The sequence below is a fragment of the Streptosporangium pseudovulgare genome (assembly GCF_014648055.1).
GTDB classification, from domain to species: Bacteria; Actinomycetota; Actinomycetes; order Streptosporangiales; family Streptosporangiaceae; genus Streptosporangium; species Streptosporangium pseudovulgare.
This window is the reverse complement of the sequence record NZ_BMQJ01000006.1, coordinates 1-16,215: the sequence shown is the minus strand read 5'-3', so window position 1 is coordinate 16,215 and position 16,215 is coordinate 1. Positions and strand designations below refer to the sequence as shown.

Sequence of the window (16,215 nt, the reverse complement as noted above, 5' to 3'; positions counted from 1 at the left end):
CCATCACCCGTGACGGACGTGAACACTCCGCCCGCAGAGCCAGCAGAGCGCATCGAGCCGGTCGACATCCAGTCGGAGATGCAGCGCAGCTACATGGACTACGCGATGTCGGTCATCGTGTCCCGTGCGCTGCCCGACGTCCGTGACGGGCTCAAGCCGGTGCACCGCCGCGTGCTGTACGCCATGTACGACGGCGGCTACCGCCCCGACCGGGGCTACTTCAAGTGCTCCCGCGTCGTCGGCGACGTCATGGGCTCCTACCACCCGCACGGCGACTCGTCGATCTACGGCACCGTCGTACGGCTGGCACAGCCCTGGGCGCTGCGCTACACCCTGGTCGACGGCCAGGGCAACTTCGGATCACCCGGCAACGACATGCCGGCCGCCATGCGGTACACCGAGTGCAAGCTCGCGCCGATCGCCATGGAGATGATCCGTGACATCGACAAGGAGACCGTCGACTTCCAGCCCAACTACGACGGGCGTTCGCAGGAGCCGCTGGTCCTCCCCTCGCGGTTCCCGAACCTCCTGGTCAACGGCTCGGCCGGCATCGCGGTCGGCATGGCCACGAACATCCCGCCGCACAACCTGCGCGAGGTCGCCGACGGCATCAAGTGGTGCCTGGAGAACCCCGAGGCGGACGACGACGAGCTGCTGGAAGCGCTGATCGCCCGGATCAAGGGTCCCGACTTCCCCACCGGCGCGCTCATCGTGGGCCGCCGCGGCATCGACGACGCCTACCGCACCGGCCGCGGGTCGATCACCATGCGGGCGATCGTGGAGGTCGAGGAGGACGCCAAGGGCCGCCAGTGCCTGGTCGTCACCGAGCTGCCCTACATGGTCAACCCGGACAACCTGGCGCTGTCCATCGCCGAGCTGGTGAAGGACGGCCGGATCAACGGCATCGCCGACGTCCGCGACGAGAGCTCCTCCCGTGTCGGCCAGCGCCTGGTGATCGTGCTCAAGCGCGACGCGGTCGCCAAGGTCGTGCTGAACAACCTCTACAAGCACACCCAGCTGCAGACCACCTTCGGCGCCAACATGCTGGCCCTGGTCGACGGGGTGCCGCGCACCCTGCGGCTGGACCAGTTCGTGCGCCACTACGTGACGCACCAGATCGAGGTCGTGGTCCGCCGTACCCGTTACCTCCTGCGCAAGGCCGAGGAGCGCGCCCACATCCTGCGCGCGCTGCTCAAGGCGCTGGAGCGGCTGGACGAGGTCATCGCGCTGATCCGGCGCTCGCCGTCGGCGTCGGCCGCCCAGGGCGGCCTGATGACGCTGCTGGAGATCGACGAGGTCCAGGCGCAGGCCATCCTCGACATGCAGCTGCGCAAGCTCGCCGCCCTGGAGCGGCAGCAGATCACCGACGAGCACGACGCGCTGATGGCACAGATCATCGACTACCAGGACATCCTGGCCTCGCCGCAGCGGCAGCGGACGATCGTCCTCGACGAGCTCACCGAGATCGTGAACAGGTACGGCGACGACCGCAAGTCGGAGATCATCGCCTACGAGGGCGACATGTCGATCGAGGACCTCCTCGCCGAGGAGGACATGGTCGTCACGATCACCCGCGGCGGCTACGCCAAGCGCACCAACGTCGACCTGTACCGGGCGCAGCGGCGCGGCGGCAAGGGGGTGCGCGGCGCCCAGCTGCGCCAGGACGACATCGTCGACCACTTCTTCGTCACCACGACGCACCACTGGCTGCTGTTCTTCACCAACAGGGGCCGCGTCTACCGGATCAAGGCGTACGAGCTGCCGGACGCCGCCCGCGACGCGCGCGGCCAGCACCTGGCGAACCTCCTGGCCATGCAGCCCGACGAGGTCATCATGGAGGTCCTGGACCTGCGTGACTACGACGTCGCTCCGTACCTCGTGCTGGCCACCCGGCACGGCCTGGTGAAGAAGACGCGCCTGGCGGAGTACGACTCGCCGCGCTCGGGCGGTCTCATCGCCATCAACCTCCGGGAGGACGACGAGGTGATCGCCGCCCGGCTGGTGTCCGAGGACGACGACCTCCTGCTCATCTCCCGCGGCGCCCAGTCGATCCGCTTCACCGCCACCGACGAGGCGCTGCGCCCGATGGGCCGGGCGACCAGCGGCGTGATCGGCATGCGGTTCCTGGAGGGCGACGAGCTGCTGGCGATGAACCGCATCGCCGACGGTGACGACGTGCTGGTCGCCACCGAGGGCGGCTACGCCAAGCGCACCCCGGCCGACCAGTACCCGGTCCAGGGAAGGGGCGGCAGGGGTGTCCTGACGGCTAAGATCGTCAGCTCCCGTGGCAAGCTTGTGGGTGCTGCCATGGTCAGGCCGGAGGACGAGGTCTTCGCGATCACGTCCAACGGCGGGGTTATCCGGACCAGCGCAGGGGAGATCAAGCAGTCCGGTCGCCAGACCATGGGGGTACGTCTGATGAATCTCGCGGAAGGTGACAGCGTCGTGGCGCTCGCGCGCAACGCCGAGGCCGCCGGGGCCCGTGACAACGCCGAGGCCCTTGCGGCCCCGGAGAACGGCGAAGGGGAGTAACGCGTGGGTGCCCAGGGCAAAAAGGGTCCACGTTCGGCTTCCTCGTCGACACGCGATCAGGTAACGGAGAAGATAGACGAGACCGCCGGAGCGGTCGAGTCGCCGGCCGACGGTAAAGCGCCCACGCCGGGGACCGGTGAATCGGTGACCGACGATCTCAAGGGCAGGCAGAACGTGACGGCGATCGAGGACGGCAAGCCAAGCGAGTCCACGGTGCGTATCCGCCCGGCGTCCCCGGACGCCGGCAACCCCTCCTGGGCTCCCGGGAACCTGTCGTCCTCCGGGGCGCCGGGGACCCCGGCGACCGACAAGAAGGTGGCCGAGGCCCCCGCGAAGGGGCCGCGCAAGGCCCACCTGGTGCTGCGCCGGATCGAGCCGTGGTCGGCGATGAAGTTCAGCTTCGTGGTGTCGCTGGTCTGCTTCGTGGTGCTGTTCGTCGCGGTCGCGGTGCTCTACATGGCGCTGTCCAGCCTGGGGGTGTTCGACAACATCATCCAGATGGTGAACCAGGTGACCACGGCCGACGGCAAGCCCACCGGCGGCATCGACGCCGCCTCCTGGTTCGAGCCGGTCCGGATCCTGGGGTACACCGCCCTGATCGGCGCGGTGAACGTCGTGCTGATCACCGCCCTGGCCACCCTCGGCGCCGTGATCTACAACATCGCCTCCGACCTGGTCGGCGGTGTCGAGGTCACCTTCAGCGAGGCCGAGTAACCGTCCCGCGCCGTGTTCCCGGCCGACCGGTCCTCTCCGGGCCGGCGGGCCGGGGACATGGCGCGAACAGGTGCTGGAAGAGGGTAAGCTTTTCCCTGTTCGAGCGAACGGATTCGCCTCCGCAGAGCGGATGCGATACCGTTTCTTCGCAACAAGGGGCTATAGCTCAGTCGGTTAGAGCGCTTCCCTGATAAGGAAGAGGTCCCAGGTTCAAGTCCTGGTAGCCCCACTTTCACAAACGCCTCGTACGGATGCCCGTGCGGGGCGTTCTGGCATGTCCACTGCCGCAACGGGTTCCCGGACGGGTGGTCGACCTCCCGGATCGCGGTTTCCCGGCTTCCCCGGCGCCCGGCGGATCGGGTCTCGTACGGCCGAGCCCGAATCCGGGGCACGGCCGGGCCGGAGGGCTCACCCCGAAGCGCGGACGCCTTCGGGGTGAGCGGACCCCAGGGTGAGTGGACCTACGCCTCGGCCCAGACGCCCAGTTCGTTTCCACTCGGATCGGTGAAATGGAAGCGGCGGCCGCCGGGGAACCCGTACGGCCCGCTCACCACCCGGCCACCCGCGTCGGTCACCGCCTCCACGGACCGGTCCAGGTCGGCGGAGTAGAGCAGCACGAACGGGCCGCCCGGCCGCACTTCCTCGTCCACGCGAAGACCGCCCACTTCGGGAGCGGTCTCGTCCTGCGCGCTCCGGATGCCGGCGTAACCCGGCCCGTAGTCGTTGAACCGCCAGCCGAACGCCTCGGTGTAGAAACGCTTGGCCCGCTCAAGGTCGGTGACCGTGAGCTCCACGTAGTCGATGGCGTGGTGTCGATGCGGGGAAGACTGAGTCATGGCTCACATCATGTACTTCCGGTACGACATGTGGACCGTCAGCGGTCAGGTGCGTGTCGCCGCCGGCGGCCATGTGGAACCCCCCACCTCCTCGGGGTCGGCCACTTCTTGATCAGATGCGCGGCCTGGCGACGGGCCCCGGCCGACGGCGGGAGCCTGACCGGACGTCCCGGTGGCGTGCTGTCGATTCGTTATGTGTCGAACAGCTGGGCAAGGGCACAAAATGAGAAAGTCAACCACAGGAGCGTGAAGTAATGGCCGTGACAGGCATCATTTCCGCCATAATCATCGGGCTCATCATCGGCGCGCTTGGTCGGCTCGTTGTACCGGGACGTCAGAGCATCCCGATCTGGCTGACCATGGTGATCGGTATCATCGCCGCTCTCATCGGCACGGCGATCGCCGGAGCCCTGGGAGTCGCCGACACCCGCGGCATCGACTGGATCGAACTGGTCATCCAGGTGGTCCTCGCCGCGGTCGGAGTCATCCTGGCCGTCAGCCTGTACGGCAGGCGCCGCATCGACTAGCCGGCCGGTCCTTCCGCTCCGGCGCCCCCGGTCCGAGTCATCCGGACCGGGGGCGCCCGCGTGTGACCGGTACGCGGATCCCTCCCGGGCGCGGCCACCGGCCCCGGGCAGCGGTCTCAGGCCGCCTTCCGGGAGGCGGACTCCGGAACGGGAGTGGCCCGCGGCCTCCGGGACAGGCGACGGCCCAGGGCCTGGGCCGGGCGCTCGACGGCCCGGTAGGTGAGTTCCGCACAGCCGAGCACCACCGCCAGCAGCAGGACGGCCATGACGAGCCGTTCGGCGAGGGGGAAGCGGCCGGGATCCATCGTCAGCCGCCGGAGGGCCTGCACCGCGAGGGGGTGCAGCAGGTAGACGGAGTAGCTGATCAGGCCGAGCCGGACGAGGGGGCGGGGCATCGTCCGGTGCCGCAGAAGACGGGCGATCAGGAAGGTCGCCCAGGCGGCGGCGACGGCCGTGGTCCAGCCCCAGGTGAAGGCCCGCGCCTGGTCGTCGGGCATGCCCCAGCCGGGGCCGAACGCCCACGCGGCTCCGATGGACGCGACCGGCACGAAGCCGAGCAGCCATCCGGTCCTCCTCCACCGGACCTGCCCCTGGTCGAGCCGGTAGAAGACGGTGCCGGCGAACATCGTCGCGAGGATGGCGAGACTCTGCCACGTCCCGATCCGGCTGTTGGCGCCGAGCAGCACCAGAGCGAGCACGGCCGCCGCCGCGGTGCCGTACAGGCGGAGGCGCCCCCCGCAGGTCAGCGACGCGGCCGCGGCGAGCAGCACGACAACGGTCAGCGCCACGACCGGCGCGGTGCCCAGGCCGCGTGACAGCGCGCCCGCCGGGATCAGCCCTCCCACGGTGAGGGCCGCCACGGCGAAGGCGAGCATGCCGGTGGCGCTGAACCGGTGCACACCGGCTGTGAACATGGCGGTCACGAGGAGGTAGAAGACCATTTCATAGGAAAGGGTCCAGAACACGTTGAGGACACTGGTCACCTGAAGCAGGTCCTGAAGCATCGTCAGGTGCGCCAGGGCCGCGGTGCCCGGGTTGTCCGCCAGCTGGTCCGGCAGCGGGGTGTACACGCCCTCGACGCCGAACACCGTCCCGGCCGCCGCCGCGACGAGCCACAGGGGGTACAGGCGGAAGACCCGGTTTATCCAGAACCCGCCGACGCTGCCGCGCCGTTCGAGCGAGACCGGCACCACGTAGCCGCTGACGAGGAAGAACACGAGCACGCCGTACTGGCCGAAGTCGAACCACGGGCCGGCGCTCGCGCGCACCTCCGGGAAGAGCGCGTCCAGGGAGTGCTCGAACACCACGACCAGCGCGGCCATGCCGCGCAACGCGTCCAGCCACCCCTGCCGCCCCGCGGACGACGACCGCGTCCGCGTGGACGGAACCTCCTTTCCGGCATCGCTCCGACTCGTCTTCACAGCTTCGACGAACATCCGGTCAGGCTAGGCGGTCATCCTGGGAGGTTCATGAGTGTGACCTGAAGGCGGGCCCAGCGGACCGACGCGGGCGCTCACCGTCCCGGGCCGTCCGCCGTCCCGGGCCGTTCACCGTCCCGGGCCGCCCGGCGTGTGCGGCGGTCCGTCTTCACTCCGCTCTTCACCTTTCTGAGGTGCCGCTCCGCCCTGCCCCGCTCCTACCGTCCAGGCATGGACAGACGCTCTGGAGGGCCGGGCCGTCTCTGGCTCGGTCTGCCGCGACGGCTCCCGGACGCCAACGGGGAGAAAGATGAACGGCAGGTTCCTCTCGCGGTCGTGATCGTGGCTCTGCCGGTGGCCGCCGGCTTCGTGGCCTTTCTAGACGCCGCGCACGACAGGCTGCTCTGGACGCGTGCCCCGTGAGCGCCGGGAGCCCGGATCGTGCGTCCGCGCGGAAGGAGCGCGAGGGCTCGCGTGAGAGGACTTTCGGCCCTGCCGCCGCGCCGGACGGGCCCGTAACGTCCGGAAGGGAGTGCCGAGCGACGCGGGGGCGAGGGCGGAGGCGCGATGGACCCGTGGACCCTGGTGTACACGGGATTCGACCCCCGGCCCGAAGGGGTGCGCGAGACCCTCTGCACCCTGGGCAACGGGTACTTCGCCACCCGCGGGGCGACGCCGGACGGCCTGGTCATGCGCACCCCCGGAACGTACGCCGCGGGCTGCTACGACCGGCTGACCTCCCGGGTCGCCGGGCGGGAGGTCGTCAACGAGGACCTGGTGAACCTGCCCGACTGGCTTCCGCTCACCTTCGCCGCCCCCGGCGCCCCGTGGTTCCACCCCGAGACGGCCGACCTGCTCGGGTATGAGCAGGAACTCGACATGCGCCACGGCGTGCTCCACCGCCGCCTGCGCTTCCGGGACGACCGGGGGCGCGTGACCTCCGTACGGCAGCGCCGCCTGGTGTCCATGGCCGCCCCGCACCTCGCGGCCCTGGAGTGCGCGTTCACCGCCGAGAACTGGTCCGGGCCGCTCCGCGTGCGCGCCGCGCTGGAGGGGCGGGTCACCAACCGCGGCGTACGGCGCTACCGCGACCTGCGCGGCGACCACCTCGCCGGGCACACCACGGGCACGCGGGACGGCTGCGCCTGGCTGCGCGCCCGGACCCGCGCCTCGGGCACGCCGATCTCGCTGGCCATGCGCGTCACCGTCGATCACGAAACCGATCACGAAACCGGTCACGAAACCGCGCGCGAGACCGATCACGAGACCGCGCACGAGGAGGATCGCGAGGACGCCTGGACCGCCGAGGACGCCTGGACCGCCGAGGACGCCTGGATCGCCGAGGAGCCGACGCTGAGCCTGCGCCGCGGGCGGACCGCGGTCCTGACCAAGACGATCGCCCTGACCACGTCACCCGCCCTCGACGCGGTCGATCTGGTACGGCGGGCACCCGGCTTCGAGGAGCTGCTGCGCGAGCACCGGGACGCCTGGGACCGGCTGTGGGAACGCGCGCTCATGGACGTCGGCGAGTCCCAGGTCGGCCAGATCGTCCACCTCCACGTCTTCCACCTGCTGCAGACGCTCTCCCCGCACACCGCCGGCCTCGACGTCGGGGTGCCCGCCCGCGGTCTGCACGGGGAGGCGTACCGGGGCCACGTGTTCTGGGACGAGCTGTTCGTGCTGCCCTGGCTCGACCTGCGCCTCCCGGAGGTCTCCCGGGGGCTGCTGCTCTACCGCTGGAGGCGGTTGCCGGCCGCGAGACGGGCGGCGCGCCGGGCCGGGCACGCCGGCGCGATGTTCCCCTGGCAGAGCGGCGGCGACGGACGGGAGGAGACCCCGTCCCTGCACCTCAACCCGGATTCCGGACGCTGGCTGCCCGACCACTCCCACCTGCAGCGCCACATCGGGCTGGCCATCGCCTACAACGTCTGGCACCACCACCGGGCCACCGGCGACACCGCCTTCCTGACGGAGTTCGGCGCGGAGCTGCTGGTGGAGATCGCCCGGTTCTTCGCCTCGCTCGCCGTCCTCGATCCCCGCTCGGGACGCTACGAGATCCACGGGGTCATGGGGCCGGACGAGTATCACGACGCCTACCCCGGCGCGTCCGCCCCCGGCCTGGACAACAACGCCTACACCAACGTCATGACCGTGTGGCTGCTGCTCCGGACCCGCGAGGTCCTGGACCTGGTCCACGGGCACGAGAGGTTCGCCGTCACCGCGGGGGAGCTCGGCCGGTGGCGGGACATCACCCGCCGCATGCGCGTCGACTTCCATGACGGGGTGATCAGCCAGTTCACCGGCTACGACGGCCTGGCCGAGCTGGACTGGAAGCGCTACGCGGGCGTGCGCAGGCTGGACCGCGCCCTGGAGGCGGAGGGGGACGACCCCGACCGCTACCGCGCGTCCAAGCAGGCCGACGTCCTCATGCTGTTCTACCTCCTCGGCTCCGCCCAGGTGCGGGCGATCCTCGACCGCCTCGGCTACCCCGCCTCCCGCGAGCTGACCGACCGCACCGTCGGGTACTACCTGCGGCGCACCTGCCACGGCTCCACGCTCAGCGCGGTGGTGCACGCCTGGGTGCTGGCCCGGTCCCAGCCCGCCGGCGCCCGGCACTTCTTCACCGAGGCCCTGCTCGCCGACGTCGAGGACGTGCAGGGCGGCACCACCGCCGAGGGCATCCACCTGGGCGCCATGGCCGGCACGCTCGACCTGCTCCAGCGCCGCTACCTCGGCCTGGAGATCCACGAGCACGGCATCGGCCTCGACCCGCTGCCCCTCGGCCGGCTGGGGAGCATCGCACTGCCGATCCGGGTCCGCGGGACGTCCCTGTTCGTCGAGGCGGACCACCACCGGCTCACCGTCACCCGCGACGGCGGCGGCCACCGCCGTTTCCGGGTGACGGTCCGCGGCCGGGACACGTGCCTCGGTCCGGACGAGCGCCGCTCCTTCCCGCTGGACTGAGCGCTCCGCGCGGCGCCCGTGCGGCGCCCGCGCGGGAGAGGAGTCCCGTGGCCCTTCCTGTTACCTGCATAGTCGTATGGGTATGCAGGCTGATGACCGATACGCCCTCAGGCAACCGTTTCTGATCGCGGTCCTGGGACGCCTGGTACGCCCGGGTGCTCACGCCACCAGGCGTTGCCCGTCCACTTCGGTGAGCTGTACGGTGCACAGGCCGCCGCGCTCGGCCCGCACGTCGGTCACCGCGAGCTGCGTGCCGGGAGCGAGGATGAACTCCTCCTCGCCGGTGAACGCGGAGAAGCCGCTGATGCCCACGGCCCGCGCGGGAAGCACCTCGAAGAGCGTCCGCTTGCCGCGGCGGCCGAGGAACGCCTGGGCCACGCCGAGCCTGGGCGTACACGAGGACACGCCCCACCACGTCACGGTCCGGCCCAGTGGGTACTGCGCCCGCAGGTCCAGCGAGACCCCGCGCCACAGCGGCTCCCGGCGGGCCGGCAGTCGCGACACGGCCGAGGACAGAAGCCGGAGATACGGGAGGTACGGAACGATCCGGGTGCGGTCCGGGTCGCGCAGGGTGGCGTTGATCCGCCGGTAGAACGCCGACTCACAGGTGTAGAGGTAGAGGGCCGCGACCTCGTCGGCGGACAGGACGCCGGCCGCGTCGCCCGCCTGCTTCTCCCCGAACCGGTACGACTGCTCCACGTGCGGGTCGAGACCCGGCAACAGCGCGGCCACCGGGGCGACGGCCTCGCGGAAGTCCATGAGCGGGGTGTCGGACACGCCGCTGATCGCGGGAAGGACCAGTCCCTCGTCCTTGACGCTCGCGAGCCGTTCGAGGTAGAGCTTGTGCAGCTCCATCGTGGAGGCGATGAACGCCCCCATGCGGTCGGCCGTGTCCGCGTCCGCCCCACCGGTCAGCGCCGCGCCCTCGTTCCAGCCCCTGCTGGGCAACCAGTCGATCTCGTCGGTCCCGAGCGCCCTGAGCGCCGTGTTCACCGCGGCGAAGTGGTCCCCGTCGCAGAAGATGTCGCCCTGGGCCGCGGGGTTGGGGTGGTCGATGTGCCAGACCTCCACCTCGGGATACTTCTTCTGGAGCCGGAGCACGACCTCCTTCAGGTTGCGGGCGTGGGCTCCCCACCAGGCGAACACCACACCCCGGTCCGGCTCGTCGGCGTTCTGCTTGGCCTTCAGGATCTCTTCGACGAGCGCCTCGACGACCGGCCGCCAGAACGCGGTGTGCCGGCCGGTGGCCATCGCCCCGTCGGCGCTGGCGGTGAGCGCCGCGTTCAGCAGCAGCACGCCCTGCGTGAGCATCGCCTGGAACCACTCCGGCGGCTGCACGGTGTCGTGCTCCTTCAGCAGCGCGCGGATGTCGGCGATCGGCGTCTTCTTGGGGATGCCGTGCTTCCACATCGCCGCCGCCTTGATGATGCAGCGGATGGAGACGACCTTGCCGAACTGGCTGTCGTTCCAGTCGTGGAAGGTGTTGTCGAACATGGCGATGCCGGTGGCGCTCTCGGCCCGCGGGTACGGGTTCTGGCCGAAGACGACGACCTTCCACCTGTGCGGCGGGTTGGGCTTGAGCGCCTGGAAGGTCAGCTCCCGTACCGGCACGACCTGCGGGCCGCGGCCCGGGCCGATGAACGCGGCCGCGTCCGGCTGCGCCTCGACGACGGGCTTCAGCAGCGGCAGCCACGGCTCGCCGCCGCCTTTGAAGAGCTCGGCGAGGGCCAGCGGGTCGTTCGGGTCCGGCGGGGTGGGGGCGGTGGTGTCGCTCATCGTGGGCTCCCGGATCGGCGCGCCGCACCGATGACGGTGCGGTTGATCAAATTGGGGGAATTGTGCCGTGTGAGGGGCGTGGGCGCGATATCGGGAAAGCCGCTCCACAGGGGGACGGCCTGTTCCCCGGGACCGTCGAGCAGGTTCTGGATTGTCGGTCCGGTTCGGTACTTTGCCGGGTGTCGTAAACATCCCCTCTCGCGACCGGAGTGAGTCATGACCGTCGAGCGTGTGCAGCCGCTCAGGGTAGTGCTGGCGGACATCAGCGCGAAGGTGGTGGAGTCGTGGCGGGCGGCGTTCGCCGACGAGCCCGAGGTCGAGATCCACAAGGGGTCGATCCTCAGCCGGAAGGTCGATGCCTGGGTCAGTCCGACCAACTCCCGCGGGCGGATGGACGGCGGGGTCGACGCGGCCATCAAGCGGCATCTCGGGGCGGGGATCCAGCTGCGCGTCCAGCGGGCCATCCGTGACGGGTTCGGGGGGTCGCTGCCGGTGGGAAGCGCGGTGTGTGTGCCGTCCGGGGCGGTCGAGCCGAGGTTCCTGATCTCGACGCCGACGATGGAGGAGTCGGTGCAGGACGTGAGCGAGACGCTGAACGTGGCGTTGGCGTGCGCCGCCGCGTTCCAGGCCGTCCACATGCAGAACGACCGGGAGCCGGGCAGCATCGGGTCGGTGGCGCTGGTCGGCATGGGCGCGGCGACGGGCCGGGTGCCGGCGCGGGTCTGCGCCAACCTCATGTGGGCGGGTTACACCCTGTTCAAGGAGTACCGCTTCCAGGACTACGACGACCTGCGGAAGACGATCGTCGAGCAGCTCGACGACCTCGACAGCCGTCCGGAGGAGGAGCGGGTGCGGATCACGCCGCCCGAGCCGCGGGGCTTCCGCGGCTGACGGAGCGGATGTGCCCTGCTGCCCGGGCCCCGGTCAGGGCCTCCGTGGCGGGGTGGACACCGTCGGATCCGCGATCCGGTGACGGCGGGCTCCGAAGGGGCGCCGTGGCGAGACGGGCGCCATCGGGTCCGCGGATCCGGTGACGGCGGGCTCCGGAGAGGGCGCCGCGGGGGCCGCCGGAGGCGGGCCGCGGGTCAGCGCTCCCGGGACACGCCGCTCTCCAGCCCGGCGATGATGAGGTCCACGGCCACCGCGAACGTCGCGTCGGCGTCGTCCACACCGTCGAGCTTCGACAGGAGACCACCGCTCTCGGCGGTGAGGAAACCGGAGACGAACGTGAAGAGCGCCTTGCGGGTGTGGGCGAGCCGGTCCGCGGGAACCCCGGCGGCGACCAGGATGCGGTTGTAGACCACCCACAGCGCGCCCGACTGGTCCACGACGTCGGGGTGGGTGTCCATGTGGGACCACAGCGAGGGGTGGGAGCGCGCGATCGAGCGGTAGGCGTGCGCCAGGGCCCGGAGCTGGTCCTGCCAGGGCGTGCCGTCGTCGGGGGGCAGCCGCACCTCGGCGGCGACGAGGGCGCAGACACCGCGCAGCAGGTCGGTCCGGTCCTGGACGTGGTGGTAGAGGGACATCGGGTTGACGTCGAGCTCGGCCGCCAGCTTGCGCATGGACAGCTTCTCCACGCCCGCCGCGTCGATCAGCCGCAGGGCCGTCGTGTGGATCTCCCCGGGGGTCAGGGGTCGTCCCCTGCGCGCACTTACTGCCATACACCGTATGATAGCTTCCATACGGTGTATGGCTGGCGGTATCGGGAGCCGCCGCCGAAGGAGGGATTTCCATGGCCGCGATCCGGTCGATTCCCGCCCCCCGGGGGCTGCCCGTGTTCGGGAACACCCTGCAGATCCCCGCGCACTCGCCCGCCGCGTTCTTCGACGAGGTCGCGGCGGAGCACGATGAGGGGATCTTCCAGCTCGACCTGCTGGGCCGCCAGGTCCTGTTCGTCTACGACCCCGACCTGGTGGCCGAGGTCTGCGACGAGACGCGCTTCTACAAGGGCATCGACCCGCCGCTGTCGATCGTGCGCGACTTCAGCGGCGACGGGCTGTTCACCGCCCGCCACGACGAGCCCGTCTGGGGGCAGGCGCACCGCATCCTGATGCCGGCGTTCAGCCAGCGGTCGATGAAGGTCTACTTCCCGCAGATGCTGGAGGTCGCCGAGGCGCTGGTGGGCAAGTGGGCGCGGTCCGACCGGGTCAACGTGCCCGAGGACATGACCCGGCTCACCCTCGACACGATCTCGCTGACCGGCTTCGGCTACCGGTTCGACTCCTTCTCCTCCGACGAGCTCCACCCCTTCCTGCGGTCCATGGGCAACGCGCTGACCGAGGCGATGCTCCGCAACCGGCAGCTGCCCGTCGTCACCAGGCTGAAGAAGAAGCGCGAGGAGGACTACCGGGCCGACATCCGCGTGATGCAGGACCTGGTGGACGACGTGATCAGGCAGCGGCGAGAGGGGGACGGCGGGGGCACGGGCGACCTGCTCGGCCTGATGCTGGAGGCCGCCGACCCGCGCACCGGCGAGCGGCTGTCGGACGAGAACATCCGCAACCAGGTCCTCACCTTCCTGATCGCCGGGCACGAGACCACGAGCGGCCTGCTGTCGTTCGCGCTGTACAACCTGCTGCGCAACCCGCACGTGCTCGCCCTCGCCTACGCCGAGGTGGACCGGCTGCTGCCCGGAGACACGACGCCGACGTACGAGACGATCATGAAGCTGGACGTGATCCCGCGGATCCTGGAGGAGACGCTGCGGATCTGGTCCCCGATCCCGGCGTTCGCCGTCAAGGCGTTCGACGACACCGCGATCGGCGGCTACCCGGTGCGCAAGGGCCAGACCTGCGTCGTCCTGCTGCCGTCGCTGCACCGGCACCCCAAGGCGTGGGACCGGCCGGAGGAGTTCGACATCGACCGGTGGCTGCCGGAGAACAAGACCGCCCACCACCCGGCCGCCTACAAGCCGTTCGGCAACGGCGAACGGGCCTGCATCGGGCGCCAGTTCGCGCTGACCGAGGCCCGGCTCGCCCTGGCGATGGTGCTGCAGAGGCTCGCGGTCTCCGACCCCGGCGTCTACCGGATGCGCATCAAGCAGACGCTCACCCTCAAGCCCGACGACTTCACGATCGGCGTGCGGGAGCGCAGGCCGTACGAGAGGGGGGCGGCGGGGGCCGCGGCGGACACCGGGCACGACGCCGCCGAGGTCGCCGAGACGGCGCTCGCCGTCGGCTCCGGCACCGCCCTCACCGTCGCCTACGGTTCCAACCTCGGCAGCTCGGCCGACATCGCCGAGCGGCTGGCCGACCGGGCCGCGCGGTCCGGGTTCGCGACCACGCTGACCACGCTCGACGACCTCGTCCCGCCCGCCGAGGGCGTGCTCGTCGTCGTCACCTCCACCTACAACGGCAAGGCGCCCGACAACGCCCAGCGCTTCGACGCGCTCGACGACCTGCCCCGCATGGACGGCGTACGGCTCGCGCTGCTCGGCTGCGGCAACACCCAGTGGCCGACCTACCAGGGCTTCCCGCGCCGCGCCTTCGACAAGCTCGTCGGCGCCGGGGCCGTACCCCTGGTCGAGCGGGGCGAGGCCGACGCCGACGGCGACTTCGACGGCGACGTGTCGGCGTGGACCGCCGGGCTGTGGGCGGCGCTGGCGGCCGAGTACGGCGCCGCCGCCGCCGACAACGCGCCCCGCTACGAGATGGAGGTCCTCACCGAGGCCGACGTGCGGCCCGCCGTCGTGTCCCCGGAGGCCGTCCCGCTGACCGTGCTGTCCAACGAGGAGCTGACCGGCGACCCGGCCGGGCTGTGGGACTTCTCGCTGGAGGCGCCGCGGCCCGGGGTGCGCTCCATCGTGGCCGAACTGCCGGAGGGCGTGACCTACACCGCGGGCGACCACCTGGCCGTCTTCGGCAAGAACGACCCCGAACTGGTCGAGTGGGCGCTGCGTTGCCTGCGCGTCCCGCGCGACCAGGTGGTACGGCTCAGCTCGCGCGGCACGACCCACCTGCCGGTGGACACCCCGGTGACGGCCGGGCTGCTGCTGTCGGAGTTCGCCGAACTGCAGGAGGTCGCCACCCGCTCGGACCTCGCGGCGCTGGCCGCGCACACCGACTGCCCCTGGACCCGGGAGCGGCTCGCCGCCCTCTCGGACGGCTACGCCGACGAGGTCCTGGCCAAGCGGATCTCGGTGCTCACGCTGCTGGAGCGCTTCCCGGCGATCACGCTGCCCCTGCCGGTGTTCCTGGAGCTGGCCGGCCCGATCCGGCCGCGCTACTACTCGATCTCGTCCTCGCCACTGGCCGACCCGCGCCGGGTGCGGATCACCGTCGGGCTGGTCGAGGGCCCGTCCTGGTCGGGCGGCGGCTCCTACCGGGGGATGTGCTCGGCCTACCTGGCGGGACTGGAGCCCGGCGAGGTGTTCTACGGCTACGTGCGTGTCCCCGCCCCGCCGTTCCGGCTGCCCGAGGACCCGGCCACGCCGGTGATCCTGGTGGGACCGGGCACCGGGTTCGCGCCGCTGCGGGGGTTCCTGGAGGAGCGGGCGCTGACCGGCGCGACCGGCCCGGCCGAGGTGTTCTACGGCTGCCGCCACCCCGAGCACGACTGGCTGTACCGCTCCGACCTGCGGGCATGGGAGGACGCCGGGACCACCGAGCTGCACCTGGCGTTCTCCGCCGTGCCCGGCCACCCCTTCCGCTTCGTCCAGGACGCGATCGCGGCCCGCGCCGACCGGGTGTGGGAGCTGCTGGAGCGGGGCGCGCACGTCTACGTCTGCGGCGACGGCCTGCGGATGGCGCCCGCCGTACGGCGGGTCCTGGCGGAGATCCACCACGAGCGGACCGGCGGCGACGGCGAGGAGTGGCTGCGCGGGCTGGAGGCCGAGGGCCGCTACCAGCAGGACGTCTTCGCCTGACCCTCCCGGCCCGCCTGGGCTCGCCGCCCCACGGCCTGCCCTTCGGCCAGTCCCAGTGCGATCTGCCGGCGGTCCTGCTGGGTGAGCCTGCCTCCCGGCATCGCGATCTCCTTCGTGCCCCATGGGTGCTCCATGGGGCCGCTCGGCGTTCCCTGACGCCTCCACCATAGCGTTCGCCTTCAATTCATTGCAACGTTCGACCGCCTCGACGTTGCGTTACGCGAGAAGACGTTGCAATGATTATCTCGCATCTACCTGCATAAACGCTGATCGCAAGCAAAGAACATGTTGCATGCATTCGGAAAGCAACGTAGCTTTCTCGTTGTCGGAAACAACGAGCCGCCACCACGAGGGAGCACACGATGCACACGTTCACCACCCCCGCCCCGATCACCGCCGTCCTGCACCTCCCCGCCGGACGCGTCCGGCTCATCGCCGCCGACCGCACCGACACCACGGTCGAGATCCTGCCCGCCAACGCCGCCAAGGACCGCGACCTCAAGGCCGCCGAGCAGACCACGGCCGAGTACGCCGACGGCGTCCTGCGGATCGAGACCCCGGCGAACAACCACCGCCTCGGCCCG

Annotated in this window: 12 protein-coding genes, 1 tRNA gene and 1 pseudogene; 9 read left to right on the top strand and 5 right to left on the bottom strand. The window is 70.9% G+C overall.

Annotated features, from left to right (window positions below):
• Positions 1-9 precede the first annotated feature (9 nt).
• The 3 genes from gyrA (at position 10) to IEZ10_RS13635 (ending at position 3,475) form a co-directional block, all read left to right on the top strand.
• The gene (gene gyrA, locus IEZ10_RS13645) at positions 10-2,532 is read left to right on the top strand and encodes a DNA gyrase subunit A (RefSeq protein ID WP_189246878.1); all 2,523 of its coding nucleotides are present in this window, start codon (positions 10-12) and stop codon (positions 2,530-2,532) included.
• A 144-nt stretch (positions 2,533-2,676) separates the two neighbouring features.
• Positions 2,677-3,246, top strand: a complete 570-nt coding sequence (locus IEZ10_RS13640; RefSeq protein ID WP_229811239.1) for a DUF3566 domain-containing protein — start codon at positions 2,677-2,679, stop codon at positions 3,244-3,246.
• Positions 3,247-3,401: 155 nt separating this feature from the next.
• A tRNA-Ile gene (locus IEZ10_RS13635) sits at positions 3,402-3,475 on the top strand.
• 232 nt (positions 3,476-3,707) lie between these two features.
• Here IEZ10_RS13635 and IEZ10_RS13630 read toward each other — a convergent pair.
• The gene (locus IEZ10_RS13630; RefSeq protein ID WP_189246877.1) at positions 3,708-4,082 is read right to left on the bottom strand and encodes a VOC family protein; all 375 of its coding nucleotides are present in this window, start codon (positions 4,080-4,082) and stop codon (positions 3,708-3,710) included.
• A gap of 254 nt (positions 4,083-4,336) precedes the next feature.
• On the opposite strand from IEZ10_RS13630, the gene IEZ10_RS13625 reads away from it, so the two are divergent.
• The gene (locus tag IEZ10_RS13625; RefSeq protein WP_189246876.1) at positions 4,337-4,609 is read left to right on the top strand and encodes a GlsB/YeaQ/YmgE family stress response membrane protein; all 273 of its coding nucleotides are present in this window, start codon (positions 4,337-4,339) and stop codon (positions 4,607-4,609) included.
• A gap of 116 nt (positions 4,610-4,725) precedes the next feature.
• Here the strand turns inward: IEZ10_RS13625 and IEZ10_RS13620 are convergent, their stop codons facing one another.
• Positions 4,726-6,045 carry an acyltransferase family protein gene (locus IEZ10_RS13620; protein ID WP_189246875.1) on the bottom strand — a complete coding sequence of 440 codons (1,320 nt, stop codon included), beginning with the start codon at positions 6,043-6,045 and terminating at the stop codon, positions 4,726-4,728.
• A 213-nt stretch (positions 6,046-6,258) separates the two neighbouring features.
• On the opposite strand from IEZ10_RS13620, the gene IEZ10_RS13615 reads away from it, so the two are divergent.
• Together IEZ10_RS13615 and IEZ10_RS13610 are read left to right on the top strand one after the other, a co-directional pair.
• Positions 6,259-6,450, top strand: coding sequence for a hypothetical protein (locus IEZ10_RS13615; protein WP_189246874.1), 192 nt, complete (start codon positions 6,259-6,261; stop codon positions 6,448-6,450).
• Between the two features lie 144 nt (positions 6,451-6,594).
• A complete protein-coding gene (locus IEZ10_RS13610) occupies positions 6,595-8,991 on the top strand; it encodes a glycoside hydrolase family 65 protein (protein WP_189246873.1) in 2,397 nt (798 codons plus the stop codon).
• Positions 8,992-9,150: 159 nt separating this feature from the next.
• On the opposite strand, the gene IEZ10_RS13605 is transcribed toward IEZ10_RS13610, so the two are convergent.
• Complete coding sequence (locus IEZ10_RS13605) at positions 9,151-10,767, bottom strand: ADP-ribosyltransferase domain-containing protein (RefSeq protein WP_189246872.1); 1,617 nt, start codon at positions 10,765-10,767, stop codon at positions 9,151-9,153.
• A 216-nt stretch (positions 10,768-10,983) separates the two neighbouring features.
• On the opposite strand from IEZ10_RS13605, the gene IEZ10_RS13600 reads away from it, so the two are divergent.
• Positions 10,984-11,658: a macro domain-containing protein gene (locus IEZ10_RS13600; protein WP_189246871.1), complete on the top strand. Its 675-nt coding sequence runs from the start codon at positions 10,984-10,986 to the stop codon at positions 11,656-11,658.
• A 194-nt stretch (positions 11,659-11,852) separates the two neighbouring features.
• Here IEZ10_RS13600 and IEZ10_RS13595 read toward each other — a convergent pair whose 3' ends face one another.
• Positions 11,853-12,428, bottom strand: coding sequence for a TetR/AcrR family transcriptional regulator (locus IEZ10_RS13595; RefSeq protein WP_189246870.1), 576 nt, complete (start codon positions 12,426-12,428; stop codon positions 11,853-11,855).
• Between the two features lie 71 nt (positions 12,429-12,499).
• Between IEZ10_RS13595 and IEZ10_RS13590 the strand changes: the two genes are divergently transcribed.
• Positions 12,500-15,631: a bifunctional cytochrome P450/NADPH--P450 reductase gene (locus IEZ10_RS13590; RefSeq protein WP_189246869.1), complete on the top strand. Its 3,132-nt coding sequence runs from the start codon at positions 12,500-12,502 to the stop codon at positions 15,629-15,631.
• Here the strand turns inward: IEZ10_RS13590 and IEZ10_RS13585 are convergent.
• A complete protein-coding gene (locus IEZ10_RS13585; RefSeq protein ID WP_189247176.1) occupies positions 15,607-15,765 on the bottom strand; it encodes a hypothetical protein in 159 nt (52 codons plus the stop codon). The two genes, IEZ10_RS13590 and IEZ10_RS13585, sit on opposite strands and share 25 nt — an antisense overlap.
• Positions 15,766-15,993: 228 nt before the next feature.
• Here IEZ10_RS13585 and IEZ10_RS13580 point away from each other — a divergent pair.
• Positions 15,994-16,215: pseudogene (locus IEZ10_RS13580) on the top strand (DUF4097 family beta strand repeat-containing protein); the annotation flags it as partial.